At 63.2% G+C, this 24,778-nt stretch carries 13 protein-coding genes; 3 read left to right on the top strand and 10 right to left on the bottom strand.

Annotation, left to right across the window (positions count from 1 at the left end; genetic code table 11):
* Positions 1-397: 397 nt before the first annotated feature.
* From E8L22_RS16315 to E8L22_RS16285, 7 genes are all read right to left on the bottom strand, one after another.
* A complete protein-coding gene (locus E8L22_RS16315; protein ID WP_136526213.1) occupies positions 398-1,564 on the bottom strand; it encodes a hypothetical protein in 1,167 nt (388 codons plus the stop codon).
* Between the two features lie 29 nt (positions 1,565-1,593).
* Positions 1,594-4,173 (bottom strand): beta strand repeat-containing protein, encoded by a 2,580-nt coding sequence (locus tag E8L22_RS16310; protein ID WP_246044714.1) that lies wholly within the window; start codon positions 4,171-4,173, stop codon positions 1,594-1,596.
* A 137-nt stretch (positions 4,174-4,310) separates the two neighbouring features.
* Positions 4,311-5,066, bottom strand: coding sequence for a cohesin domain-containing protein (locus tag E8L22_RS16305; RefSeq protein WP_136526211.1), 756 nt, complete (start codon positions 5,064-5,066; stop codon positions 4,311-4,313).
* A gap of 53 nt (positions 5,067-5,119) precedes the next feature.
* The gene (locus E8L22_RS16300) at positions 5,120-7,144 is read right to left on the bottom strand and encodes a carboxypeptidase regulatory-like domain-containing protein (RefSeq protein ID WP_136526210.1); all 2,025 of its coding nucleotides are present in this window, start codon (positions 7,142-7,144) and stop codon (positions 5,120-5,122) included.
* Positions 7,145-7,649: 505 nt separating this feature from the next.
* A complete protein-coding gene (locus E8L22_RS16295; protein ID WP_136526209.1) occupies positions 7,650-10,277 on the bottom strand; it encodes an InlB B-repeat-containing protein in 2,628 nt (875 codons plus the stop codon).
* Positions 10,278-10,767: 490 nt separating this feature from the next.
* Positions 10,768-11,721 (bottom strand): hypothetical protein, encoded by a 954-nt coding sequence (locus E8L22_RS16290; RefSeq protein ID WP_136526208.1) that lies wholly within the window; start codon positions 11,719-11,721, stop codon positions 10,768-10,770.
* A gap of 96 nt (positions 11,722-11,817) precedes the next feature.
* Positions 11,818-13,479, bottom strand: a complete 1,662-nt coding sequence (locus E8L22_RS16285) for a fibronectin type III domain-containing protein (protein ID WP_162604858.1) — start codon at positions 13,477-13,479, stop codon at positions 11,818-11,820.
* A gap of 358 nt (positions 13,480-13,837) precedes the next feature.
* Here E8L22_RS16285 and E8L22_RS16280 point away from each other — a divergent pair, with 358 nt between their 5' ends.
* Positions 13,838-14,536: a hypothetical protein gene (locus tag E8L22_RS16280; RefSeq protein ID WP_136526206.1), complete on the top strand. Its 699-nt coding sequence runs from the start codon at positions 13,838-13,840 to the stop codon at positions 14,534-14,536.
* 252 nt (positions 14,537-14,788) lie between these two features.
* Here E8L22_RS16280 and E8L22_RS16275 read toward each other — a convergent pair whose 3' ends face one another.
* Positions 14,789-15,166 (bottom strand): DUF2304 domain-containing protein, encoded by a 378-nt coding sequence (locus E8L22_RS16275; RefSeq protein ID WP_136526205.1) that lies wholly within the window; start codon positions 15,164-15,166, stop codon positions 14,789-14,791.
* Positions 15,167-15,169: 3 nt separating this feature from the next.
* Positions 15,170-15,871 carry a glycosyltransferase family 2 protein gene (locus E8L22_RS16270; RefSeq protein ID WP_136526204.1) on the bottom strand — a complete coding sequence of 234 codons (702 nt, stop codon included), beginning with the start codon at positions 15,869-15,871 and terminating at the stop codon, positions 15,170-15,172.
* Positions 15,872-16,326: 455 nt separating this feature from the next.
* Between E8L22_RS16270 and E8L22_RS16265 the strand changes: the two genes are divergently transcribed.
* Together E8L22_RS16265 and E8L22_RS16260 are read left to right on the top strand one after the other, a co-directional pair.
* Positions 16,327-17,343, top strand: a complete 1,017-nt coding sequence (locus E8L22_RS16265) for a glycosyltransferase family 2 protein (RefSeq protein WP_136526203.1) — start codon at positions 16,327-16,329, stop codon at positions 17,341-17,343.
* 755 nt (positions 17,344-18,098) lie between these two features.
* Positions 18,099-21,845: a choice-of-anchor D domain-containing protein gene (locus E8L22_RS16260; protein WP_136526202.1), complete on the top strand. Its 3,747-nt coding sequence runs from the start codon at positions 18,099-18,101 to the stop codon at positions 21,843-21,845.
* Positions 21,846-21,887: 42 nt separating this feature from the next.
* Here the strand turns inward: E8L22_RS16260 and E8L22_RS21920 are convergent, their stop codons facing one another.
* Positions 21,888-24,767 (bottom strand): hypothetical protein, encoded by a 2,880-nt coding sequence (locus E8L22_RS21920; RefSeq protein WP_216629314.1) that lies wholly within the window; start codon positions 24,765-24,767, stop codon positions 21,888-21,890.
* Between the last annotated feature and the right edge of the window lie 11 nt (positions 24,768-24,778).

Genomic DNA, 24,778 nt, shown 5'->3' with positions numbered 1-24,778 from the left:
CCCCCTTGCAAAGATTCTTCTGGAAATCCGGGGAAGCGTCTGTGCATTAGTCTCGAAGCCGTGAATGGCATCACGCCTCACCTTTGCGAAGGTTCTTCAGGGGATTTCGGGGAAGCATGCGCGCTTAGTTTCGAAGCGGTGAGCATGGCATCACGTTCTCCCCTTTGCGAAGGGGGGACAGGGGGGATTTAGCCTTGTCATTCCAAACAAGCACCAACTGAAAAGCCCATGGCACACGCAGCGGGATCAGACGCGAGATGCCTGCCACTTGGCTGATGGGAACAAAGACAATTCACCCGTGTCCCCACTTCCATCGAAGAACCAATAAAAAAGGACCTTCCCGGCAGGGAAGGTCCTTTTTTGTACTACGGCAGGTTCAGGCCCGAAGGCCGCCTCGCTAGCGTTTGACGAGGGCGAGGCTTGCGCCGGTCACTACCGCACCATTTGCGTCCTTCAGCATGGTGTTGGCGGTGGTGAAGGCGGTAGCGGCGGGTTCGGCCACACCGGGGGCCACCAGGAATTTCACGGTGGCGATATCACCGGCCGGCATGGGCGTCACGTCTGCCCGGTTGAAGATCACGCGCACGCTGCTCGCGGTGAGCTCGCTCCCAACGAGGGAGACGTTGGTCCCGCCGATCAGGTTGGTCAGCACGCCGGAGGCAAAGGCGCCGGTGTTGTCAGTCTCAACGCTCACGTTGGCGGGGAGCGTGATGTCGGTCTGCACGCTCTTCACGCCGGTTCCCGTAAGTACCATGGTAAGCGTCACCGTGGTCGTGCCGATGTCGGCAAGCTCGCCGGGAAGCGTCGTGGCGGTGATCCCGGTCTTGTTGTTGGTGTTAGTCACGAAGGCGTCGAGCGCATCGGTGATACTGGTCGCCACGGGAGCGGTCATGACCCCGGAGGTGTTGATACCGGCGGCCACCGTGTCGAGCGTCGCGGAGAGGCTTGTGCTGTTGATCACCCCCAACTGTGAAAGCGCGGCGAGCACCAGGGTGTAGTTTTTCTGGTCCGAGGTCCCGGTGAGCGGTGCGCTGGCGTCAAGCGGCTGGGTTGCGATGATGTCGTTCACCTTGAACAGATCCGAGATCTGGGCGTTGGCGGTGTCGATGTTGGCAGCAGTGACCTTGTTGCCGGCGCCACCGGAAAGAGTGACGGCCTGCCGCGCGGCGAGCTCGGTGAGCGGCGTGACGGCGACATCGACCTTACCCGAGGTGGTGACCGCCATGGCGCGCAGCGGAGCGGTGGACGGGATGGTGGCGGTCTGGTTGGTCGCCTCATCGGTGTAGTTGCCGAACACCTCGACGATCACCGGGCCGGTGTAGCTCCCGATGTTCACGGAGTAGACACCGGTGTTGGCATCGGTAGTGGCTGTGGTGCCAAGCTGTTTCTTATCGGCTCCGGTTGCGCTGCTGTACGGGGCGAAGACCTTGACGGTGCCCCCTTTGATGACACCGGCGGCAGCGACCCCGGTGACCGTGGTGGATTTACTTCCCCCACCGCCGCCACCGCAGGCTGCAGTGAGCATCAGAAGAGCTGCGACGAATAGTCCTTTCCAGATTTTCATAGGTTTCTCTCCTGTTAGTTATTGATGGCCTACTGCCAGCTGACGGTACCGGTGATCTTCTCGAGGATCACCAGGGCGTCGCCTGCGTCCACCGCCCCGTCCGGGGCCGGCTTGCCGCTGACGAGCGGGGCTACGTCGACGTTGGTCTTCTGATCGGCGGTTGCGGTTGCGAGCCCGAGGGCGAACTTCAGCACGTTCTGAACGTCGGTGATGGTCGGAGCCGAAACGCCGTCGGTGAGGTTGCCGCTCGGGTTCTTCCTGATCACGGTGCGGGTCACCGTCGAGCTGTTGCCCGACTCGTCGGTGGCGGTTACCGTGACGGAGTAGGTCTTCACGGTCGGCAGGTCGATGGTCGCGCTGAACGAGCCGTTGGTGCCCACCACGGGCTGGGTCGGGATGTTCGTACCGTCGAGCTTGACTACGACAGCGGGGGCGGTGAGTGCATCGGTCACGGTACCGCTGAGCGTTACGCTCGACTTGGCGGTGGCGAAGGAGTCGGCCGGCGCGGTGACCGCGAGGACCGGCGCATCCGGATCGTAGGTGACGGTGATGGACTGGGTGTGCGGGCCGTTCACCGTGTCGGTAGCGGTGACCACGATGGTGTTGACCCCTTTAACGAGGGTCAGCTGATAGGTGAAACTGTTGCCGCCGTTCAGGGCGACAGTAGCGGGGGTGCCGCCGTTCAGCGCGATGGTCAGCGTGGTGGTCTGCGGCGCGCCGACCGTGCCGGTCACGTCGACGAGAGAGCTCTTGACGAAGCTGTCGGAAACCGGCGTGGTCACCGCGAGGTCGGCAGCGTTCGGGTTGTAGGTGATGTTCCTGGTCACCGAAGTCTGGCCGTTGGCATCGGTGGCGGTTACTACGACGGTGTTAGCCCCTTCCGCGAGGGTGGCCGCGGTGGAGAACGCGCCGTTCTGATCGTAGGTGATGTTCTGCGCCGCGCCGGAGTTCACCTTGACGGTGAGGCCCGAAAGCGAGGTGCCGGTCACGGTGCCGGCCACGGTGAGGGCCGGGTTCTTGGTCGTCGCGCCGTCGGCGAGCATGCCGGTCAGGGTCAGGGTCGGGCCGGTCAGGGTGATGGAAACCGACGCGCTCTTGCTGAGCGACACGTTGCCTGCGGCGTCCTTGGCCCAAGCGTAAAGGGTCTTGCTGCTGGTCCCCTGCGGCAGGCCGGTGAAGGTGTAGCTGGTCGGGGCGTTTGCGGTCCAGCCGGTCGCGTCGGCCGCCGGAGCGGTAGCGCTCTCGTTGACCAGGTAGCCCGTGACGGCGAGGTTGTCGGTGGCGGTGAAGGCGGTGACGGTCACGGTAGCGCTGGTGGCGGTGGCAGGAACGGTGAAGGTGCCGACCACCGGCTTAGTGGTGTCGGGGAGGGTGATGGCGACTACGTCGCTCACACCGGCGGAGACGTTGCCTGCTGCGTCCTTCGCCCAGCCGTAAAGGGTCACGTTCGTGGTTACGCCCTGCGATATGGTGCCGGTCACGGTGTAGCTGGTGGGCGCGGTGGTGGTCCAGCCGGCCGTGGCGGCGGTGGGCTTGGTGGAGCTCTGGGTCACGAGGTAGCCGGTTACCGCCTTGTTGTCGGTCGCCGTGAAGGTGCTGACCGGGATGACAGTCGTGATGGAGGTAGCCGGGACGGTGAAGGCGGAGACCACCGGCGCTTCTGCGTCCGGCAGGGTGATCGTGATGTTCCGCGTCAGCGGGGTGGAGATGTTGCCCGCAGCGTCCTTGGCCCAGGCGTAGAGGGTTTTGGCCCCGCCCGAGGAGAAGGTGAAGCTGGTCCATGCGCTACCGGTGGATTTCCAGGCGGTGTCGGTCAGAGCCGGGGTGCTCGAGGTCTCGGTCAGCAGGTAGCCGGTAACGCCAACGGTGTCGGTCGCGGTGAAGCCGGAGACGGCAACCTGAAGCGTGGTCGAGGTCGAGGGGATGGTTACGCCGGTGACCGTCGGAGCGGTGGTGTCGGGCAGCGTGATGGTGACCGCGGCTGTCTTGTACGCGGCGTTGCCTGCGGCGTCCTTAGCCCAGCCGTAGAGAGTGACGCTCTTGGCCACGCCGGTCGACAGGCTCGCGGTAACGTTGTACTGCGTCGGAACGGTAGTGCTCCAGCCGGTTGTGGGTACGGTGGCACTCTCGGAAACGTTGTATGCGGTGACGGCAAGGTTGTCGGTCGCGGTGATGCCGATGTTGGTAATGGTCCTGGAGGTTGAGGTCGCCGGGATGGTGAAGGCCGAAACCGTCGGGGCCGCCGTATCGGATACGGTGATAGCGCCGTTGGTGGCCGTGACGCTGACAGCGGCGCCAAGCGGGTCGCTCACCAGGGGAGCAGTGCCGAAGGTGATGGGCAAGGTGCCGACGGCATCGGATTTCACAGGGAAGCTCAGACTGGCAACGGTCCCGTTGGCGATCACGGCGCCGTCAACAGAGCCGTCCGCGTAAGCCAGGATGGTGATGGTCCCGGCAGCGGACACGTTCGAGGAGAATGCGATACCCGAAACGGTGGCAGCCGCGCCCTTGGTTACCGTAGGCAGCGCGGAGTACTTCGTCGGGTCGAAAGCGATCTGCAACTGAAGGCCGCCTACCTGCGCTCCTCCGTTGTTGATGCTCACAGGCACAGAGGCGCTCTGGCCAGCAGTGCCCTGCACAGTGCCAATGGTCAAGGCTGCGGTAGCCGCCAGCAATGACTGCGGGCTGTATAAAGAGAACAGCGCACACAGCAGAATAAGCCATCTTTTCATCTTATAACCTCCGTTTAAGGTTTGGGGTCGGGGAGATTCCACTTGCCGAGGATAACATTGGAAAGTGCGACGATGTCGAAAATGTTGGCCCCGCCATCCGGGTTCCAGACGCCGTTCACCATGTTGATGTCACATCTTTTGTTGAAGGTGAAACCTGGCTTGTTGAAAATGATATTGACGGTGTTGACTATGTCGAAGACGTTAACATTGCCGTCCCCGTTGCAATCGCCGGCTACCCCGGCCACCATGTCGACGACGGCCCCGGTGACGGTCACCGCGTTCGCCAGGGGATCGACAGCGCCGGGAGTGGTCTGTACCGTGACTGCACCACTGGCGGTGTTGGCAACGGTGAACTTGACCAGGGCGACGACGCCATCGGTCATGAGTCCGCTGGTGCCGGCATCGGTTTTGTCCGTCATGATCCCGCCGTTGGGATAGCTCGAACTTTCGATCATGCCACCGGCGATGAGTATGCGATAGGTGCCCTCAGTGCCGACAGGGGCCAACACATTGCTATAGAGCGCCTTCTTCGCACTGTTCGCCGCTACGCCGAGAGTGCCGACCGGCGCCGAGAGGAGCGTCGTGTTGTACTTCACGTCCAGTGCGACGGCCGAAACGTTGTTCCCGTTGGTCTTCAGCACTATCGGCACCGTGACCGTTCCGCCGGCGGTGTAAAACCCATCCCCGACGTTAAGCGTCGCATCCACCGCGAATGCCGAGGTCGCACCGACCAGCAGCAAGACGGCTATCAACAGACCTTTAAGCTTCATACTCCTCTCCTTGTTGGTTACTAAGTTACCGGACGAGAATCCATCCCCCGGCGCTACTGCGCGAGGAAGCTGTTGATCACCTTCTGGACCTCCTGAAGGCTGACCGAACCGTTCTTGTCCGTATCCACAAAGTATGCCGAGGGTTGCACCCCGAGATACATATCGAGGGCCAATTTCACTTCCGAGATGGTGATCACCCCGTTCCCATCGCTGTCTCCGGGGGTTACGGCAGAGGCGTCGACGGTAACGCTGCGCGCCACGGAATCGGAGATGAGGCCGGTTGCCCCTTTGGCCCACGCATATAGGGTCTTTTCACCCACCCCGGTGAAGGTGTAGCTCGTGGGAGCCGTGCTCTTCCAGCCGGAGTCCGAAGCGGAGGGGGCGGACGCGCTCTCGGTGATCATGTAGCCTGCGACGCCGTAGGTCGGCTCGCTTGCGGTGAAAGTGATCCCGCTCACGGTAAGAGACGACGAGGTCGCGGGGACGGTGAAGGTGGTGACGGTCGGCTTGCCCGAACCGAGCACGGCATTGATGCCGGAGAGCGCCGTGGTGCCGACGGTGATGATATCGGCGGCATCCAGCGTCGCCTTGTGGTTGTAGTACTGCTTCGCGTAGCTGGAGCCCGCGTCGAAGAGGACCTTGTAGTTTCCTGTGCCTACCCCGGCAACGACGTAAGTCCCGTCCGCTGCGGTCTTGGCGCCGGGGAAGGTGTCGACCAGCAGCCCGGCTGAGGTGTAAAGGTAGACCCAGACACCGGGAACCGGTGCGCCTAGAGAGTTGGTGACTGTGCCGGTTACGTTGATTTTCTGGAGCACGGCATCGCTCGTAGCTGAGATGTAGCCGTCGGTCACGGCAACGGAGTAAGGGTAATCCAGGGTGGCGTACCCGCCGGTACCGATCACCCGCATCTTGTAGATCCCCGGGGCGATGAGCGTGAAGGTGAAAGCCCCGCCGGCGGTCGTGGTAACCGAGGGGTAGGAGGTTGCCTGGCCGCTTGCGTCCAGAAGCTGAACGGTCACACCGGTAATTCCGGAATTGGAGCTGTTCACCACCTTGCCTTCGATGGCGCCCCACCCGGTAAGTACGGCGTTCACACCGGTTTTCAACGAACCGTAGGTGTTTCCGTAGCTGTCGTAGACACTGGAGGCGTCGAGGCGGTTGCTGTACCAGACCACCCTCCCGTCCTTGGAGTACCGGATCCTGTAGCTCGCGGTGTTCAACCCGCCGATGTAGTAGCTGCCATCCGCCCTGGTGACGGAGGAGGGGATATTGGTGTAGACCGAACCGGTGGTGAGGTAAACGGTCACCGTAGCCCCTTCGATCGGGTTGCCGGAGAAGTCGGTCACCTTACCGGAGATGTTGGCGTCGATCATGACGAGACCGTCACGGTTCTCCGCGCTGTTGCCGGCCGCGTCGAAGGTTGTCACGGACCAGGGGTAGGTGAACCCGCGGGTGAGCGCGGTGCTCCCGGTGTAGGCGACGGTAAACGTCGTGGCAGGAAGGTTGGCGGAAACCCACGGAGTGTCAGTCACACCGCTCAAGGCAACCTGGTACCCCGCCACGCCGCCAACGGGGAGAGAAGCAGGGGCCTGCCAGGTGAAGGTGGGAGCCGTGGAGCCCGCGACACCCCAATCCGGGGAGGTGATGGTGGCGAAAGAGTCGAGCACCGTGCCGACCGTGAGGTTCAGGGTCTCGGGCGGTGTCGGGGTGTCGGGGTTGTCGAAGTAGGTGATGTCGACCGTGTAGGCCTCGTTGAGCGCGGGACGCGACGCGACCGGGAAGGTCAAGCTGTAGGTGGTCCCGGCGGTGTCCTCAACGAGCGCGGTCGAGGAAACCTGCGCGCCGGAGATGTACATCTGCGCGCTCCCCTTCTGCGCTAGCGGCACCGTGACCGTCGCGGTGATGGAGTACCCCTCGGAGGTCCCCTGCTTCCAGTGGCTCGTGGTCAGCGTACCAGTTGCCACCGTCGCGAGCGCCGCCTGCGGCGCTAAAAGGAGCACGAGCGCGACTAGCGCGCCGGCGAGTGCCGTCCCTGCGGCGGATACTACGTTAAATCGCTTAAAAATGTTGAACAGCATCCTGCCTCCTCTTTGTTCACCACCCGGGCGCTTCAGCCAGGGGCGGTTCGGCCTGTCTCCCAGAGAGCCGCGTCTGGTGCGGCTCTCGACCCGGCCCTGCCGGGACAACAGATGCTGTAGCAATAAGTGCTCCCAAAGAGGAGCGGCAGAAAAAATATCGAAAGGACGAGACTTTAGCCAGATAAAACGCCAAGTTGGCTCGATGTGCCGGTTATCATTGGGGTGCGTTCCCACGCCATTCCGTCAATTGGCGGAACGGCAACGCCTTTTGCCCGCCTCCGCAACCGCGTAGCTTGCAACGGAGCCTGTCCATCGCAGCGCGCCTGCTGCGGCGAGGGACGGCCTCAAACGGGCTAAAACGGCGCCCTATAATACGCCAGCTCAAGACCCTTTGTCTAGATGAAAAAATATTAAAAACACAAAAAAGCCCTCCCCCGGGGTTCAGGGGGAGGGCTGTGATAACTAGCCGTTATTAGTCAACTATCCATTGTCAATCGTCCATCGCCTACGGTCTCACCCCGACCCAGGAAACGGCACGCGACCGGTCCTCTTCGGTGAACTTCTCCGTCGCCGGGAGGTTCTGCAGCGTCATCGCGACCGTCGCGTTCAGCTTTCCGTCGTCGGCGAGGTCGATCGAATCGTAGGTAAGCCTTTTCGCGTAGTAGCTGTTGTGCGCGTACCCACCCTTCTCCCCGTCCAAAAGCCTCAGGTTGAAGGCGGCCCCCATGAGGTCGCTGCCGCTGTAGAGCGGCGGGCTCCCCGCCACGTAGAAGGCGCGCCAGTTGCGGAAGGCCGTCGCGTCACCCTGTGCGGCCTTATCCGCCGTGGTGAAGAAGTACGGCGAGAGCGCGCCGTTGTAGTTGATCCCCTTGCGCGCAAGGACCGCGGCGAGCGCCTTAAGCGCCGAGGCGTATTCCAGTCGCTTCGCTTCAAGCTGCGCCGGGTCGTTCAGCGGGATCGGCTTCGACGTCTGGTCGTGACAGCCGCTGCAGGTCGGGGCGAAGGCGGTGATCTGCGTGATGGCCCCGGAGGAGTCCTTCTCCACCGGCGAGAAGGTGTGCTTCTGGTCGGCGGACATGTGGCAGAAGATGCATGCCCCAGGGTCGTCGCCCCCCAAAGCCCCATGGACCGCGAAAGTGCCGCTGTAGCTCTTGCTGAAGAATTCGTACCCGTTCTTGCCGTACAAAACCCCGGCCGCCGCCATGCCGTGCGGGTCGATGAAGGAAACGCTCCCCCAGAAGGTGCCCGAGCTGCCGTAGAGCTGCGCCAGTAGCCTCAGCGTGCTCCCCCCCGTCCGTCCGGCGTGACAGACGATGCAGTTGTTCGACTCCCCGGCGTCGTAAGGCATCACCATCGGGTTCAGCACCTTCGTCCCGCTCGTGCTGTAGTTGTAGTAGGCGATCACCTGCGGCACGTCCCGCCTGCTGAACGCCGGCACATAGGTGTAGGTGTCCCAGTCCACGACGTCGTAGGAAAGGAAGGGGGTCGGGGTGTGGCAGGCCGAGCAGACGATCATCTCGCGGGAGCGCTGCCCGCTCGGGTCCTCGAACGGCGCGATGTCCTTGAAGCCCGATTCCACGTATTTCACGTATCCGGTCGTCGTGTGGCACCGGACGCAGTCCGGCCCGACGGAGGTGGCCAGTGTGGCGGGGAGCGCGGTGCCGAGCGTCTTGAAGTCGTAGGAGACATAGGAGGGCGAGGTGCTGTTCCCCTTGCCCGAGCGTCCCCACTGCCGGTTCGCGCTGTAGATGTTGAAGGTGCTCACCCCTGCCTCGTCGATGGTCCTGTGACAGTTGTCGCAGCTGATGCGCGGGGTTACGTAGCGCGCCGTGGTGAAGGAGTTGAAGTGCGGCGGCGGCGCCGTGATCGTGTACGGGTTGTGGGTCAGGTGACAGCGGCCGCAGATCCCCAGGCTCTCCCAGGGATGCGGCTGTCCGTGGCAGACGCTGCAGCGGTTGAAGGTCGAGGTCGCCGTATGGTCGTAATGACAGCCGATGCAGCCGGTGTTCAGGTGCGGAGAGGCCGAGAAATCCGTCGCGATCTGCGGCGTCACCGTGCTATGGCACGGCAGGCAGGAGCTGCCCGGCTCGGGGAGATAGGGGTGCCCGAGGCTTCCGTCCGGGTTGTGGCACTTAGAGCAGCTTACCGCGGCGGTCAGATAGTGGGTGGATTGCTGGTAAGCCGCGGCGATGGCCGGATCCCGATTGGCGTGACAGGAGAGACATTCGCCAGAGTCATACCCCGCCTTGGTGAGCACGGTGATGACGGGCGAGATCGCCGTCGAGGTCGCGCCGCGTGTCGTGGTGACCGTCACCCGCACCGCGTAGTTTCCGGGAAGCGTGGCGGTAAAGCTCGTGACGGCGGTGGGGCCAGGCCCCGCGGGGCTTAGCGTCACCGCGGCCGGATCACCCGTCACCACTTCGAAGCGGTAGGAAAGGGGCGGATCGTTGCTCGTCGTGCCCGAAGCATCGAGGGTGACCGGGGTGCCGACCGCGGTACTGGTCGTTGCCGTCGACAGGCGCGCCGTAACAACCGGGATGCTCACGAAGCTTGCCTGGGCACTCACGTTGCTCGTGCCCACCGTGTAATCGTAGGTGACCGCCGAGGGTGAGCTTCCGCTCCAGACCTGGCTCCCCGCCACGGTAAGGGATGTGGCGCTGCTCCCCGAGTCTGGCGTCGCGGTGACGCGCACCACGTTGCCGGTACGCAGCCCGGTGAGCGTCGTGGTGGTGATGGTGCCGATGGTGGGGGAGATCCGCTGCAGCGACAGCACGCCGCCGGAGGACTGGTTCGCCGTCATCGAGTAGGTGGCCGAGGTGAAGTAGGCAACCAGGGTGCGCGAGGTCTTCCCCTCCTGCGGCACCGCGACATTACCCCCCGCGGAGGGAACGGAGAGGACGACGCCGTCAAGGGTGACCATGGAGACGGTGTAGCCGTCGGCCGGAGTCACGGCGACCGTGGTGTCGCCGGCCGGAATGGTGAGATAGCCTGTCCCGGTGGTGACAACCTTGTAGGGGGAACCACCGGCGATGCTCCCGGATGGACTTCCGATCCTCGCAGTCAGGGTCCACCCCAGGGCTAGCGAAGGGAGACAGGTGAGGATGAGCAACAACAGCAGCGCCTTCTTGATCATGCGAACCTCCTTGAACGACAACGATTACATTAAAAAAGGAAAGGTTGTGGTGCGTTAATTAGGCGAGAAGGCGCCGTGGGCTCATGAGACTTTAGTGTTTGTAAGAAAAAATGCAAGCGTTGTAAAGAATTTTTCGTAGGAAGATAAGAAAAAATGGAGCATTAGACATGAAATGCAGTTCAGAAATGACAACGGGACGCTGATGAAGGATGGGACCGGTGCCTCGCCCTCCCCTGCGAAGGTCCTTCAGAGAATTCCGGGGAACCATGTGTGCTTAGTTTCGAAGCGGTGAGTATGGCATCACGCCCCCCCCCTTTGCGAAGGGGGGCAAGGGGGGATTTGATTTTGTCAGGAACGGGATTCCAGGTCTTGCTTTACTCTTGGATGGGTGGTCCGACAATGGCAAATCCCCTGCCCCACACGAAAGCGCAAAAAAAAAGGAAGCCGGCTCGCACCGGCTTCCTTGGGTGTTTCTTTCGACGCGACGCCGCTACTGCGTCGTGACCTCGTACGTGATGATGCCGCCGTCGATGGCGACGAGGGTGGTAGCCACGCTGCCGGTGCCGGGAAGGGCGAAATCCTGCACATAGATGACCTGCCCGTCGGTGAGCGTCACGGTCTGTTCATCGACCGAGAAGTCCCCCTCAGCCCCGTTCAGCGAGTAGGCCCCGGCCCCCTCGACGACCTGGATGGAGTGTGTGCCGCTAACCAGATGCAGGGTGACCGGCGTGGTAACCGTGGTATCGGCCGCCCCGGTCGCATTCACGGTCTGGTCCGCCACATTGGTGGTGGAGCTGATGAAGCTCGCGCTGGTCCCGCCGATGGTGACCGTGGTGGTCGCCGTGGTGGTGGCCCCGCTGGCGGCGGTCTGCTGCACCTGCACCGTGTGGGTTCCCGCGCCGATGCTGCCGGACGAACTCGTAAAGGCGCTGCCGTCTACCGAGTATTCCCCACCGGTCACGCTGATCGGCGCCGTGCCGCTCACCTTGACCGTCGCGGCGTTCGAAGTCTGGGTCGAGCCAGGGGTCACGTTGAACACCGCGGTCGGCGAGAATGAGAAGGCGTCGGCGCCCCCCGCCGTTGTGCTCGAGAAGGTGGCGCGCTTGTCGCCGACGGTGAGCGTGGTGGTCACCGTGGTACCCGCCGTGCTAGCCGCGGTTTGCCGCACCTGTACCGTGTCGCCGTTCACCACGGTCCCGGCGGTCGAGGTGAAGGCCCCCCCGTTCACCGAGTATTCCCCGCCGCTCACGCTGATGTTGGCGTTCGAGGTGTCCATGGTAAGCGTCACCGCGTTGGAGGTCTGGGTCGAGCCGGTGGCAACCCCGTCCACGGAGCTCGGAGTGAAGGAGAATTGCTCCACCTGGGGCGGAGGCGGCAACCACTCGACGCCGCAGCCGCCGAGAACGAGCCCAAAGAGTACCGCCAAGAGATAAAATGCGCGCATTATGCTACCGCCTTTCCAAAGGTGTGTGGTGATAGAAAAGGGGGCCATTATAGCCACGGCCCCCCTCCCATGTCAAACGATAGGCTGAATCTGGCGTCAGTTTGCCGGCTGCAATGTGATCCGGCGCACCGTGTGGCTTGCGAAATCGGTGACGAAGAGCTGGCTGCCGGAGATGGCCACGCCGCGCGGGGTGCGGAAACGGGGCACGGTGCCGGAGCCGTCCGTGGTGCCGGCCGCACCCGCCTTCCCGGCAAGGGTCGCGACCATGCCGGTGGCGATCTTCACCTGCCGGATGGTGCTGTTGCTCGTGTCGCAGATGTAGATATTGGTGCCGTCGCTCAGGATCCCGTCCGGATAGTAGAACCCGGCGTCGCTCCCGATACCGTCCCCGCTCCCGGAGTACCCCGCCCTCCCCGCCAAGGTGGTCACCTGCATGGTGGCGATGACGACCTTTCTGATCGTGTGGTTGCAGGTGTCGGTGACGTAGAGGTTCGGACCGTCGCAGGTGATGCCGTAGGGGTAGAAGAAGGCCGCCCCCGGCCCGATGCCGTCGTTGGTCCCCTTGGCCTTCGTGCCGGCCAAGGTGGTGACGGCGGCGTCGGCGATGCGGATCTTCCTGATGACGTTGTTGTAGGTGTCCGCCACGTAGAGGTACGTCCCGTCCGAGGTGATGCCGCGCGGGGCGTAGAAGCGCGCATCGGCGCCGGTGCCGTCGAGGAAGCCCCTCCCCCCCATAGTGCCCGCGAAGGTGACGACCGATCCGGAGACCGGGTCGAACCTGCGGATCGCGTTGTTGCCGCTGTCCGTTATGTAGAGGTAGATGCCGTCGGTGGCGACGCCGCGCGGGGTGTTGAACCGGGCGGCGGTGCCGATGCCGTCCTCGGCGCCGATACTCCCAGCGGTGCCGGCCACGGTGCTCACCTCGCTCGTGGCGATGTCGATGCGGCGGATGGTGTGGTTGCCGCTGTCGGCCAGGTAGAGGTAGCCTCCCATGCGCACCATGCCGTAGGGCTGGTAGAAGGTCGCCCACCCGCCGAGCCCGTCGGCGGAACCCTGCCGCGAGGGACTACCCGCGAAGGTGATCACGGTACTCGAAAGCGAGATGCTGGTGCTTGCGGTGGTCGCCTGGACCGGAGGCGAAAGCGCGGACTCCGTGGAAACCGAGACGCTGTAATAATAGGTGGTCGCCGGCGAGAGCTTCGTGTCGGTGAAGGTCCCCCCCTGCCCCGCCGCTGCCGTGGTGGTCCCGATCAGGGTGCCGTTTCGGTAGATGGAGTATGTGAGTACGGCGCCGGGAACGGTGTAGTTGGAGGCCTCCCAGGTGAGGGAGACCGAATCGACGGTGGTCTGGGTTACCGTCACCCTGGTCGGCGGGTCGAGCGGCCCCGCGGGGAGGGTCGTGGCGATGACCGTGTCCGGAGAGGCGGTCTCTTTGCCGAAGGTGGAGGAGGCGGCCACCGAGTAGACGTAGGTGGTGGAGGGGTTCAGGTTGTTGTCGCTGTAGACGGTGGGTGCGGCACTTGCCGGGCCGGCCTTGATGGTCGTGCCGACCTCGGTGCCGTCGCGGTAGATCTTGTAGGCGTAGACGTCGCCTGCAGCAGGGCTCCAGGTGAGGACGACCGAGGTGGAGGTCGTCTTCGCCACCGCGAGCTCGGTCGGCGGGGTCGCAGCCTCGTTGCCGGTGACCGAAGGAGCCGAGATGGACCCGCAAGAGACGAGAAAAGACATCAACAACAACGAAAGAACGAACTTGACCAAAACAGGGCCCTCCATCTCCGACATCCCGCTCCAACGAGCAGGCGGAGTAAAAACATAGCAACCGCCCCGGCCCCGGTTCACGCTCCGAAGAAGCGTCCACCGGCCAAGGCAAAGCATTCATATACTAAATATTTCCTGTAAATACAACCTTTTAAAACCGGCATCTTCGCGTGCTGCTCGAAAGATGCGCGATTATGAGGGGCGCCGGCCTCCTCTGCGCCCCGTGGGGGGCGTTCAGATGTAAACCGAACCGCTACAGAATTTGCCTTTTATTGATGAGCGAAACTGTAGTAGAATCTGCCGCATCGTGGGCAGCTCGCTGCCTCAACTTCACTGTAATTGCAAAGGAGCTGGTTGTATGAAAAGAACACGCAGCATCTTCGCCACCGCAATGACCCTGGGCTTTGCCCTCGCCCTGCAGTCCGGTTGCGCCGGGACCGCGAAAGTCGCGGAAACGCCCGTCGCCACGCCCCCCGCGGCGCCTCCCCTTCAGGTCGTGGAGGCCCTTTCCGGTAAGGTCGTCGAGGCGACCAAGGGTTCCGGGTACCTTTACCTGCGGCTCGAGAAGGACGGGGTCAGCACCTGGGCCGCGATCAGCGGTGAATACGAGGCCAAGGTCGGCGAGGAGGTCACCCTCAAGCCGGGCATGGTGATGACCAACTTCAAGAGCGCCGCGCTCAACCGGACCTTTGACCGGATCATCTTCTCCGACGGGCGTGCCGATGCCCCTGCCGTGAAAAAGGAGAAGAAAGGGAAGATGACGGCGGAACCCCTGTCCAGCGACCTCTCCGGCAAGGTGGTGGAAACCATGGACGCCGGCGGCTACACCTACGTCAACCTGGAGCGCGACGGCAAAAACGTCTGGGTCGCCCTGCCGGTGACCAAGGTGAAGGTAGGCGACGAACTCGCCGCCCTGCCGGGGATGCGGATGGACAAATTCACCAGCAAGAGCCTCAACCGCACCTTCGACGTGATCTACTTCTCCTCAGGCGTCGCCGGTAACGGAGCCGCGTCCGCACCCGCGGAAAGCACCCTTCCCCCGGGTCACCCGAAGTAGCTGTCTCACCCCCCCCTGTTCCTCCTCCCGCAACGCCGAGGAACCATGCGTGTGTCCCCGGAAATACCAAGCCTGGGAACCCTGTCCCCCCCTTTGCGAAGGGGGGACAGGGGGGATTTGCCTTCATAGGGATGCAACCAAGGCCAATACAGCAAAAACTGCGCAGACAGACGGCAGATGCTGACCAACTGCAGGACACGTCGACAAAAAGCAATCCCCCCCCGCCCCCCTTCGCAAAGGGGGGAGAGGAGCTCACCCCTTCTCCGCCTTTTTCTTTTCCTTTTGCTCCCCGCTAAGATCCTCGATCCTCTTTTTCAGAAGCGCCATCTCCTGGGCGAGGTTGTGGTTACTCTCCGAGAGCCTGGAGAGGGTCACCGACTGCCCGATCACCACCATAAGCAGAAACAAGACGCCGACAAGGAACAAAAGCGAGGGGGGATAGTAGATCCCGACCGAGAGTGCCGCGACCTCGAGCACCCGCCTGGACGCGGTCAAAAGCACCACGAAGACCGAGGTGCAAAGCCAGAGGATGGCGTATTTTTCCCGCAGGCGGCGCTGACGCACCAGCCACAGGACGAAGAAGAAGATGCCGATGCTGATGGAAAGTGAAGCGAGTTTCGTCAGGTCCACGTATTAAGGTTCCTCGATCAGTTCCTTGCCGCGCATGGCGTCAATCACCATGGCGAGACTCACCTTGATCATGTAATAGGCCGACTTCAACCTGGTGATCGAGGAGTGTCCCGAAAGCCGCCCGCGCATCAGCACGGGGACCTCCATCACCTTGAGGCCGTTTCTGGCTGCGGTGATGATGCACTCGACCTCAGGGTAGTCGTCGGTATAGAAGCGGGAAAAAAGGGCGAGGGTTCTCCTGCCGTAGCAGCGAAAGCCCGAGGTCGGGTCCTCGATCGCCTTGCCGGCGAGAAAGCGGATGAGACAGTGGAAGATGCGTGAGCCTATGAAGCGGGTGATTCCCATCTTGTAGCCGCCGGGCAGGGTGCGCGAGCCGATGACCAGGTCCGCCTCCCCCCTTTGCACCGGCTCCACGATCTTCCAGATCTGGTCGCCGCGGTGCTGCCCGTCGCCGTCGAACTGGATCGCCGCGTCGTAGCCGTTTTGGAAGGCGTACTTTATGCCGGTCTGCACCGTGCCGCCGATCCCCAAGTTAAAGGGGTGCGAAACCACCAGTGCCCCCATGCTTTTGGCGATGGCGGCGGTGGCGTCGGTCGACCCGTCGTTGACGACGAGGATATCTCCGCCAAATGACTTGAGGTCTTCGATCACGGCCTGAATGTTGCCGGCCTCGTTGTACGCTGGAATTATAGCCAGAATCTTCATGTTCCCTCACAGAGGCCACGTCATATGACGTAGCGAATAGCCGCAAAACATGTTGACTGGTAGTGAATACAAAATTCGGACCAATTTTCCCCTTGCAAAGGCGCCCGATCTTAATATAAATAACACCCCGCAAGCAATTAAAAAAAACACAGACAAACACCTACAGAAGTTTCAGCCGGACAGTAAATGTCACAGTACGGCACTGGGCGTCACATCCCCCCCTTTGCGAAGGGGGGACAGGGGGGATTTGCCTGGAGGTTGAGGGACTGCTCAACAACCAATTTAACAGGGATGAAGGGGATGAAAGGGATAAAGGCTTAAACCTTCAAACATTTAAGGGTTTCAAAACCTAAAGTCTATTGCCTTTGTTGTTATCCCCTTTATCCCATTCATCCCTGTTTGCTTATGTTTTGTCGCTAAGAACGCTTTATGTGGGATTTTAGACAGAGGTATAAGTGCGCGTATCGATCATCATCGTGAACTGGAACGGCCTGGTCCATCTACCGGAGTGCCTTGACAGCCTGGCAGCCCAAAGCTTCAAGGATTTCGAGGTGATCGTGGTGGACAACGGCTCGAGCGACGGCTCGGTTGCCTACCTGGAGGGGCGCCCCGAGGTGCGCCTGGTTGCGCTCAAGGAAAACAGGGGCTTCGCCGACGGCAACAACGCCGCCCTCCCCTATGCACGCGGCACGTACCTCGTCACCCTGAACAACGACACGAAGGCCGAGCCGGACTGGCTCGAAAAGCTGGTGTCGGTAGCCGAAGCGCATCCTGACGCCGGCATGGTCGGCTGCCGGATCCTGAGTTACCAGGAACCGGAACGGGTCGATAGCCTGGGAATGGCGGTCTGCCTGGACGGCATGTCGCGCGGCAACAGCAGGGGGAGGCGCTACGCCGAAGTCGCTCCTGCTGCGGCCCCGGAGATCCTTTTCCCCTCCGCCTGCGTGGCGCTCTACCGCCGCGCCATGATTGATGAAATAGGCTTTTTCGACGGTGACTTCTTTGCCTACTGCGAGGACACCGACCTGGGGCTTAGGGGAAGAGTTGCCGGTTGGCGCGCCGTGCTGGCACGGGATGCCGTCGTCTACCACAAATATTCCATGACAGGCGGTGCGCTCTCCCCTTTCAAGCTCTACCTGGTCGAGCGCAATCATTTTTACGCAGCGTTAAAAAATCTTCCTTTCCCGCTCCTTTTGCTCCTCCCGGTGACCACCCTGATGCGTTATTTCACGCAGGCACGGGTCGTCGTTGGGGCAAAAGGAACAGGCGGAGAGTTTCTGACCAGCGGGAGCAAGAAGGAGTGCGTCCTCGCCGTAGCGAGGGGGGCGCGCGATGCGCTGGCCGCCCTTCCGAAGCTGTTCGCGAAGCGGGCCCAAGTGATGCGGCACCGGAAGATTGGGACGATGGAGATGCTGCGCTTATTGCGGCGTTACCGGCTCACCTTCCACGAACTCCTCGACGCCGGGGAATAATAGATAAGGGGACTGTAGACAAGGGGACTGGCACCGAAGGAGCCAGTCCCCTTTTGTCGTCTTACGCCCACCATTTTGAGAAGTTTCTTCCTAGAACACAGGGGAACCAACAGTAACAGCATCCACAAAGCACCGCACGCGCCCCAGCGTCCCCCCCTTTGCGAAGGAGGAGCCTGCCCCCCGAAGCTTTATGCGAAGGGGGGAGCCTGCCCCCCTAGCTTTATGCGAAGGGGAAGCCTGCCCCCCGTAGCTTTATGCGAAGGGGGGCCTATATCTTTAGTTATGGGGCAAATTCACCCCTGTCTCACCCATATGTGGGTATAACACCTACAACCTCCTACCCCCTCCCCTCACCTCAACATATGAAAATCCCGAATATCGAATACTTATAAACGCTTCATATTTTGGTACCAATGTTGCTAACGTTGCCCCCGTCCAATTAACCGTTACCAAGCGATTTTCCCCAGTCCCCGCCGCCAACCACCGACCGCGTAACGGCAAGCGCCGCAAAAATCGGTTCACAACTCGCCGTCCACGAAGCTCCGCACGGACCGAAGCGCAGCACACTTGCGAAGGCAGCCTTCAAGCTACCACTTCCCGAAGGCGGCCTTAAACTCCCCCCTTTGCGAAGGGGGAGTTTAAGGCCCAGGAATCAAAAACAAAATGCATTGCGAGACCCGCGGCACTGCCCGCCCGGCTCTCATTTCAGCGCTGCCGTCCACCTGCCGGCAGATTTTAATCTAAAGGAGGGTACCGTGACACTTAGAAGCGCCTATCACCTCGCAGCAGCCGTTATTCTATTACTGCTGTCGCTGCAACCGGCCCGCGCCTCCACCTGGACGGCGTCCGTGGTCGACAACACGGCGAGCGCGACCGGAAAGAACCTCTCCGTTGCGGTCGACCCGGCCGGCAAGCTCTACCTGGGCTACCTGGACACCTCGACCTCGGGAGCCCCGTATCTTAAATACGCCAACAACGTGTCGGGGAGCTGGTACACGGAGAGCCTGAAGAACATCCTCCCGAACGCCAGCGACGCCTCCACGGCGACCGTCTATACGCCCGGCGGGCCGCGCATCATGGCCTACTCGTACAACGCGGCCACGGGACGGACCATGTACCAGGCGGCCAGGAAGATCAACGGCGACGGCTGGCAGCTCCAGGACATCGCCGGGGGGATCAACCCCATGACCGGCGCTGCCGAGCCCGTGATGGGAACCATCGCCTCCGGCACCCAGACCGGCGCCGTCCAGTACATGGGCTTCACCTTCATCACCTACAACAACGGCAGTGACAACGCCCTGCCCGCCGAGCGCGGACTCTGGTACGCCAACGAGCGGGACATGCGGTGGTACCCCTTCGCCCCGGCGGGGAGCCAAAGCGACCTCGCCATCGACGGCAACGGCAACGTGCACGTGGTCTACGCCGACCCGACCGGCAAGCTCATGTACGCGAAGAACCCGACCGCTGCAGGGCTGGCAACGACACTGCAGACCCTTGCCGGGAGCGCCCTCGTCAACCCCGCCATCGCCATCGACGGCAACAACGTCATCCACGTCATCTACAGCTACGGCAGCGGCTCCAACTACAACGTCTGGTACACGAGCAAGCCAGCCGCCGACGGAGGCGCCTGGAGTACCCCGGTCAACATCGGCGCCTGCGGCAGGACCGGCGGCTCCCTGACCCTCAAGGTCGACGGCGCCAACAACGTGCACGCCGCCTGGTACAACAGCGGCACGAGTGCCCTCACCTACGCCATGAAGGGGGGCGCAAGCTCCTCCTTCGGCGCAGCCGACACCATCACCTACACCGGTGCGAGCCGCGACTACGGGCAGTACGCCGCCCTCGCCATCGATCAGTACAACCGGGTGAACATCGCCTTCTATGATGTGGCGAACACGGCCCTCGTGGTGGCGACCAAACCGGCCCCGGCCATCGACGCCGCCCCTGCGCCGCTTCTCTTCGGTTATACGGCCCAGGGCTCCGCGGCGGTGAAAAGCGTCACCGTCACCAACCGCGGCACCACGAACCTCACCCTCTCCGGCGCCCCGACCATCTCCGGGACCAACGCCTCGGAGTTCCTGGTGACGAGCAACAACGGCTGCACCGCCGGGCTCTCACTCGCCCCCGGGGCAAGCTGCAGCACCGAGGTCCGCTTCTCGCCGCTCTCCGCCGGTGACAAGAGCGCCCTCTTCAACGTCGCCTCCAACGACCCGAACTTCCCGGTCAAGCAGGTGGCGTTGAAAGGTACCACCACGCAGAGCGCGAACTACACCATCTACACCGCGGTCTACAACAGCTCCATGGTCCCCGACATCGGCGGCACCATCTCCCCCTCCGGCGCGGTGAGCGCTGCGGGCGGACTCAACAAGACCTTCACCATCACGCCTAACCCGGGCTACCTCATCGCCGGCGTCTACTTAGACGGCACCGGGCCGGACAACATGGGGACCCCGCTCGGCGCGGTCACCTCCTACACCTTCCCCGAGGTGAGTGCGAACCACAGCATCACCGCCGTCTTCTACCCGGTGGTCCCGGTCACCTCCTGGGGCGTCACCACGGTCGACAACACGGGGAGCGACACCGGCAAGTATTGCTCCATGGCGACGAACCCCGCCAACGGCAAGCTTGCCATCGGCTACCTGGACAACTCCGCGGCGACACCGGTCTTGAAACTCGCCACCAACGCCTCGGGCTCCTGGAGCGCGTCACAGACCGTGCCGATCCCCAACGTCACCAACGCGGGTACCGCAACGGTCTACACCCCGGCCGGTCCCAGGGTCATGGCCTACACCTACGATCCGGTGGCGCTCAAGCGCAAGTACGTCTCGGCGCGCAAGTGGAGCGACCTTAATCCGCTCAACTACGCGGGCGCCCCCTTCTACGTCTCGGTGGATGCCAACAACTGGCAGCTGCAGGACATAGCGGGCGGCGTCGACCCCATGGGGAACCCGCAGCCGGCCATCTCCAACACGACCACCGACACCTTCACCGGCGCCGTGCAGTTCTGCCAGGGCTCTCCCTGCAGCATGACCAACAGCAACACCTTCATCAGCTACACCGACGGCTACAACCTCTGGTACGCGAACGAGCGCGACATGTACTACCACGAGTTCGAGCCGACGGCGCCGCAGGCGGGCGCGGGCAAACAGAGCGACCTCGCCCTTGACTCGCTGGGCAACATCCACATCGTCTACTACAACCCGACCAACGGCAGCCACGGCCGCCTGATGTACGCCGAGAACCCGACCGCGCAGGAAAGCGGCTTCGTCACCTCGACGCTCACCGACACCACGGTCTCCTCGCCGGCCATCACCGTCGACAACAACGACCTGTTGCACGTGGTCTACGTCGACGCGAACAAGCGCCTGCAGTACATCAACAAGCAGGCGGCCACCGGCGGCACATGGAGCGCCCCCTACGACCTCGGTCCCGTTGGCAGCGCCGGGGCCTTCACCTCGATCAAGGCAAACGGGCTCGACATCGTCCACGTTGCTTTCTACAGCAACAACGGTGGCGGCACCGGGCAGCTCATGTACGCGCAACGCTCGCCCAACGGCGTCTGGACCACCCCGGCCGCGGTCCCCGACAGCGGCAGCACCAACTACGGCCAGTACTCGGCACTCGTCGTCGACGCGAACCACAACGTGAACATCGCCTTCTACGACGTCACCAACACGGCCCTGAAGGTCGCGACGAAGCTCCTCCCCGTCATCTCCGCCACCCCCAACCCGGCGGCCTTCGGCTCCGTCGCCATCAACGCGAGCACCACGAAGACGGTCACGGTCACCAACGCCGGGCAATACAACCTGAGTGTTGGGAGCGCGACCATAACCGGAACCGACGCGGCGCAGTTCAGCATCACCGCCAACGGCTGTGCCGGGGTCTCCCTCGCACCGGCGGCAAGCTGCAGCATCACCATGAATTTCACCGCGGAAAGCGCAGGGGCGAAGAGCGCACTCCTGCACATCCCGTCCAACGACCCGTACGCCGCCGACAAGCAGGTATCCCTCTCCGGCAGCGGCGTGAGCAGCTACGTGATCCACGCGAGCGCGAGCGCAGGGGGGAGCATCACCCCTTCCGGCGACGTGAACGTTGCGGCGGGGGCGTGCCAGAACTTCACCACCACGCCGGATAACGGCTTCACCTTCGGCGACTTCCAGGTCGACGGAGCCTGGCAGAACAACGCATCCTCCACCTTCACCCTCTGCCCGGCAAACGGCGACCACACCATCTACGCCTTCTTCAAGTCCCCCTTCCGCATCATGGGGACCCAGGAATACTACGGCTCGCTGCAGGCGGCCTACCAGGCCTCTTTCTCCGGAAGCGTGATCCAGAGCCTCGCGGTGAGCACCCTCGAGGACCTGCTGCTCGATGCGGACCGCTCCGTCACGGTAAGAGGCGGCTACGACAGCCAATTCCAGAACCAGACCGGTTCGACGCAGCTCCACTCGCTGACGATAAACAGCGGCGAAGCCGTCCTGGAGGGGCTGGTACTGCAATAGTCCTGTGAAACTTACTTATTGAAATTTTTCGATGCTCAATTTTTAAAGGAGGCAGATCCAATGGGAAAGAAGTTCAAGAGAAGGCAGTACTACAGGAGCCTTGGCATGGCCACGCTGCTCGTGGGACTGGTTTCCGGCGCAGCAAACGCCGAGGTGAACCGACTCACCGTCAAGGACAGTTCCGGCAACACCACCTTCAACGTGACCGCAGACGGCAACGTAAGCGCCACCTCCTATGCGGGCGACGGTTCCAACCTCACCAACACGCTGCACCAGCAGGGTGACTGGAGCGCGACGCCGGGCTACGCGAAGGACTCCGTGGTGCAATACAACGGCAGTTCCTACGTGGCACTTCGCGCCAACATCAACGCGATCCCCGACCAGTCGCCGCTCGACTGGAAACTCGTGGCCGCCAAGGGTGAAACCGGCGCCACCGGTCCCCAGGGACCGCAAGGCATTCAAGGGATCCAGGGCATCCAGGGCGAGGTAGGTCCGCAGGGTCCCAAAGGCGACCAGGGCATCCAGGGTCTCAAGGGGGACACCGGTGCCCAGGGTATCCAGGGTATTCAAGGCGAGATCGGTCCGCAGGGGCCGAAGGGTGACCAAGGCATCCAGGGTCCGATCGGCCTGACAGGACCGCAGGGTCCCAAAGGGGACCAGGGCATCCAGGGCATCAAGGGGGACACCGGTGCAACCGGTCCGCAAGGCGAGCAGGGGATCCAGGGCCCCATCGGTCCGGTAGGCCCCGTTGGTCCCATGGGCGCGACAGGCCCGCAGGGTCCGCAAGGGGCGGAAGGCGCCCCCGGTCCCAGAGGGATGATCTGGCAGGGCGAGTGGACCGCGCGCGATTACAACGCGACCGAGGCGGTGCAATACCAGGGCAGCACCTATGTAGCCGCCAGTGCGGCAACAGCAAACGATGTCCCCGGAACCAGCACCACCACCTGGCTGCTCGTGGCAGCTAAGGGCCTCGACGGCGCTGCAGGCGCAACCGGTCCCGCAGGTGCGGACGGTGCGGCAGGGGCCACCGGTCCGCAGGGTCCCAAAGGTGACACCGGCGCACAGGGTCCGCAGGGTATCCAGGGTCTTCAAGGCGACAAAGGGGACCAGGGCATCCAGGGTATCCAGGGCATCCAAGGTCCTCAGGGCCTCAAAGGCGACAAAGGGGATCAGGGCATCCAAGGTATCCAGGGTCCGCAGGGCGACAAAGGCGACCAGGGCATCCAAGGGCCGCAAGGTCTCAAAGGTGACAAGGGTGACCAAGGCGTACAGGGTATCCAGGGACCGAAGGGAGACATCGGCCCGATCGGCCCTGAAGGTCAGCAGGGTATCCAAGGCGTAGCGGGCCCCGCGGGTCCCACCGGTCCGCAAGGGCCGAAAGGCGACACCGGCGCGACCGGTCCTGAAGGTCAGCAGGGTATCCAGGGTGTTGCCGGTCCCGTCGGCCCCACCGGTCCGCAGGGTCCTAAAGGCGACACCGGCCTTACCGGTCCGGCAGGTCCTGAAGGTCCGCAGGGTCCGCAGGGTCCCCAGGGTGTGGCAGGCTCGATGGGTCCCGTAGGTCCGCAGGGCGAGCAAGGCCCGCAGGGTCCCGCGGGACAGGGGATGACCTGGAAAGGCGAGTGGATTGCCGGCGACTATGTCAAGACAGACGCAGTACAGTACAACGGCAGCACCTACATCGCCGTAGTAACCGCAACCGTCAACGACGTCCCCGGTCCGCAAAGCGCCGTGTGGCAGCTCGTAGCGTCGAAAGGCCTCGACGGTGCAGCAGGAGCGACCGGCGCGCAAGGCGAGCCCGGCCAGACCGGCCCCATCGGTCTTACCGGTCCGGCAGGCCCGCAGGGTCCCAAAGGTGACACCGGCGCCACTGGTCCTGCTGGTCCGCAAGGTGAGCAGGGTATCCAGGGTGTAGCAGGTCCCGCAGGCCAGACCGGCCCAATCGGCCCGCAAGGCCCCAAAGGCGACACCGGTCTTACCGGCCCGGCAGGTCCGCAAGGCGAGCAGGGCATTCAAGGTGTGGCAGGCCCCGCAGGCCAGACCGGTCCGATCGGCCCGCAAGGCCCCAAAGGCGACACCGGCCTTACCGGTGCTACTGGTCCGCAAGGTGAGCAAGGTATCCAAGGCGTAGCAGGCCCCGCTGGTCCGACCGGTCCGCAAGGACCGAAGGGCGACACCGGCCTCACCGGCCCGGCAGGCCCCGAAGGTCCGCAAGGTCCTCAGGGTGTGGCGGGCTCGATGGGCCCGGCAGGTCCGCAGGGCGAGCAAGGTCCGCAGGGTCCTGCAGGACAGGGGATGACCTGGAAAGGCGAGTGGGTAGCCGGAGACTATGTCAAGACGGACGCCGTGCAGTACCAGGGAAGCACCTACCTCGCCGTGGCGGCGGCAACCGTTAACGACGTCCCCGGCCCGGTAAGCACGGTATGGCAAGTCGTAGCGGCAAAAGGCCTCGACGGCGCGACCGGCCCGCAAGGTCCGGCAGGTGCAGACGGTGCAGCAGGCGCCACCGGTCCGCAGGGGCCGAAAGGCGACACCGGTGCCCAAGGTCCGCAGGGTATCCAGGGTCCCCAGGGCGAGATCGGCCCGCAGGGTCTCAAGGGCGACCAGGGTCTCCAAGGCCCGAAAGGCGACACGGGCTTGACCGGTCCGGAAGGCCCGCAAGGTATCCAGGGTGTAGCAGGTCCGACAGGCCCGCAAGGTCCCAAGGGCGACACCGGCCTTACCGGCCCCGCGGGTCCGCAAGGCGAGCAAGGTATTCAAGGCGTAGCAGGTCCTGCAGGTTCGACCGGTCCGCAGGGTCCCAAAGGTGACACCGGTCTTACCGGCCCCGCAGGTCCGCAGGGCGAGCAGGGTATCCAAGGCGTAGCAGGCCCCGTAGGTCCGACCGGTCCGCAGGGTCCGCAAGGGATCCAGGGCCTTCAAGGTGAAGCCGG

Origin of the sequence: Geomonas ferrireducens (assembly GCF_004917065.1) — a bacterium.
Classification (GTDB): domain Bacteria; phylum Desulfobacterota; class Desulfuromonadia; order Geobacterales; family Geobacteraceae; genus Geomonas; species Geomonas ferrireducens.
Note: the sequence above shows the minus strand (reverse complement) of the source record. Positions and strands in the feature narration are given on the sequence as shown.

Coding starts and splice junctions, on each gene's coding strand:
- E8L22_RS16280 (WP_136526206.1), top strand. CDS start 13,838: ATGAAAAGAACACGCAGCATCTTCGCCACCGCAATGACCCTGGGCTTT.
- E8L22_RS16270 (WP_136526204.1), bottom strand. CDS start 15,871: ATGAAGATTCTGGCTATAATTCCAGCGTACAACGAGGCCGGCAACATT.
- E8L22_RS16315 (WP_136526213.1), bottom strand. CDS start 1,564: ATGAAAATCTGGAAAGGACTATTCGTCGCAGCTCTTCTGATGCTCACT.
- E8L22_RS16300 (WP_136526210.1), bottom strand. CDS start 7,144: ATGCTGTTCAACATTTTTAAGCGATTTAACGTAGTATCCGCCGCAGGG.
- E8L22_RS16305 (WP_136526211.1), bottom strand. CDS start 5,066: ATGAAGCTTAAAGGTCTGTTGATAGCCGTCTTGCTGCTGGTCGGTGCG.
- E8L22_RS16290 (WP_136526208.1), bottom strand. CDS start 11,721: ATGCGCGCATTTTATCTCTTGGCGGTACTCTTTGGGCTCGTTCTCGGC.
- E8L22_RS16295 (WP_136526209.1), bottom strand. CDS start 10,277: ATGATCAAGAAGGCGCTGCTGTTGTTGCTCATCCTCACCTGTCTCCCT.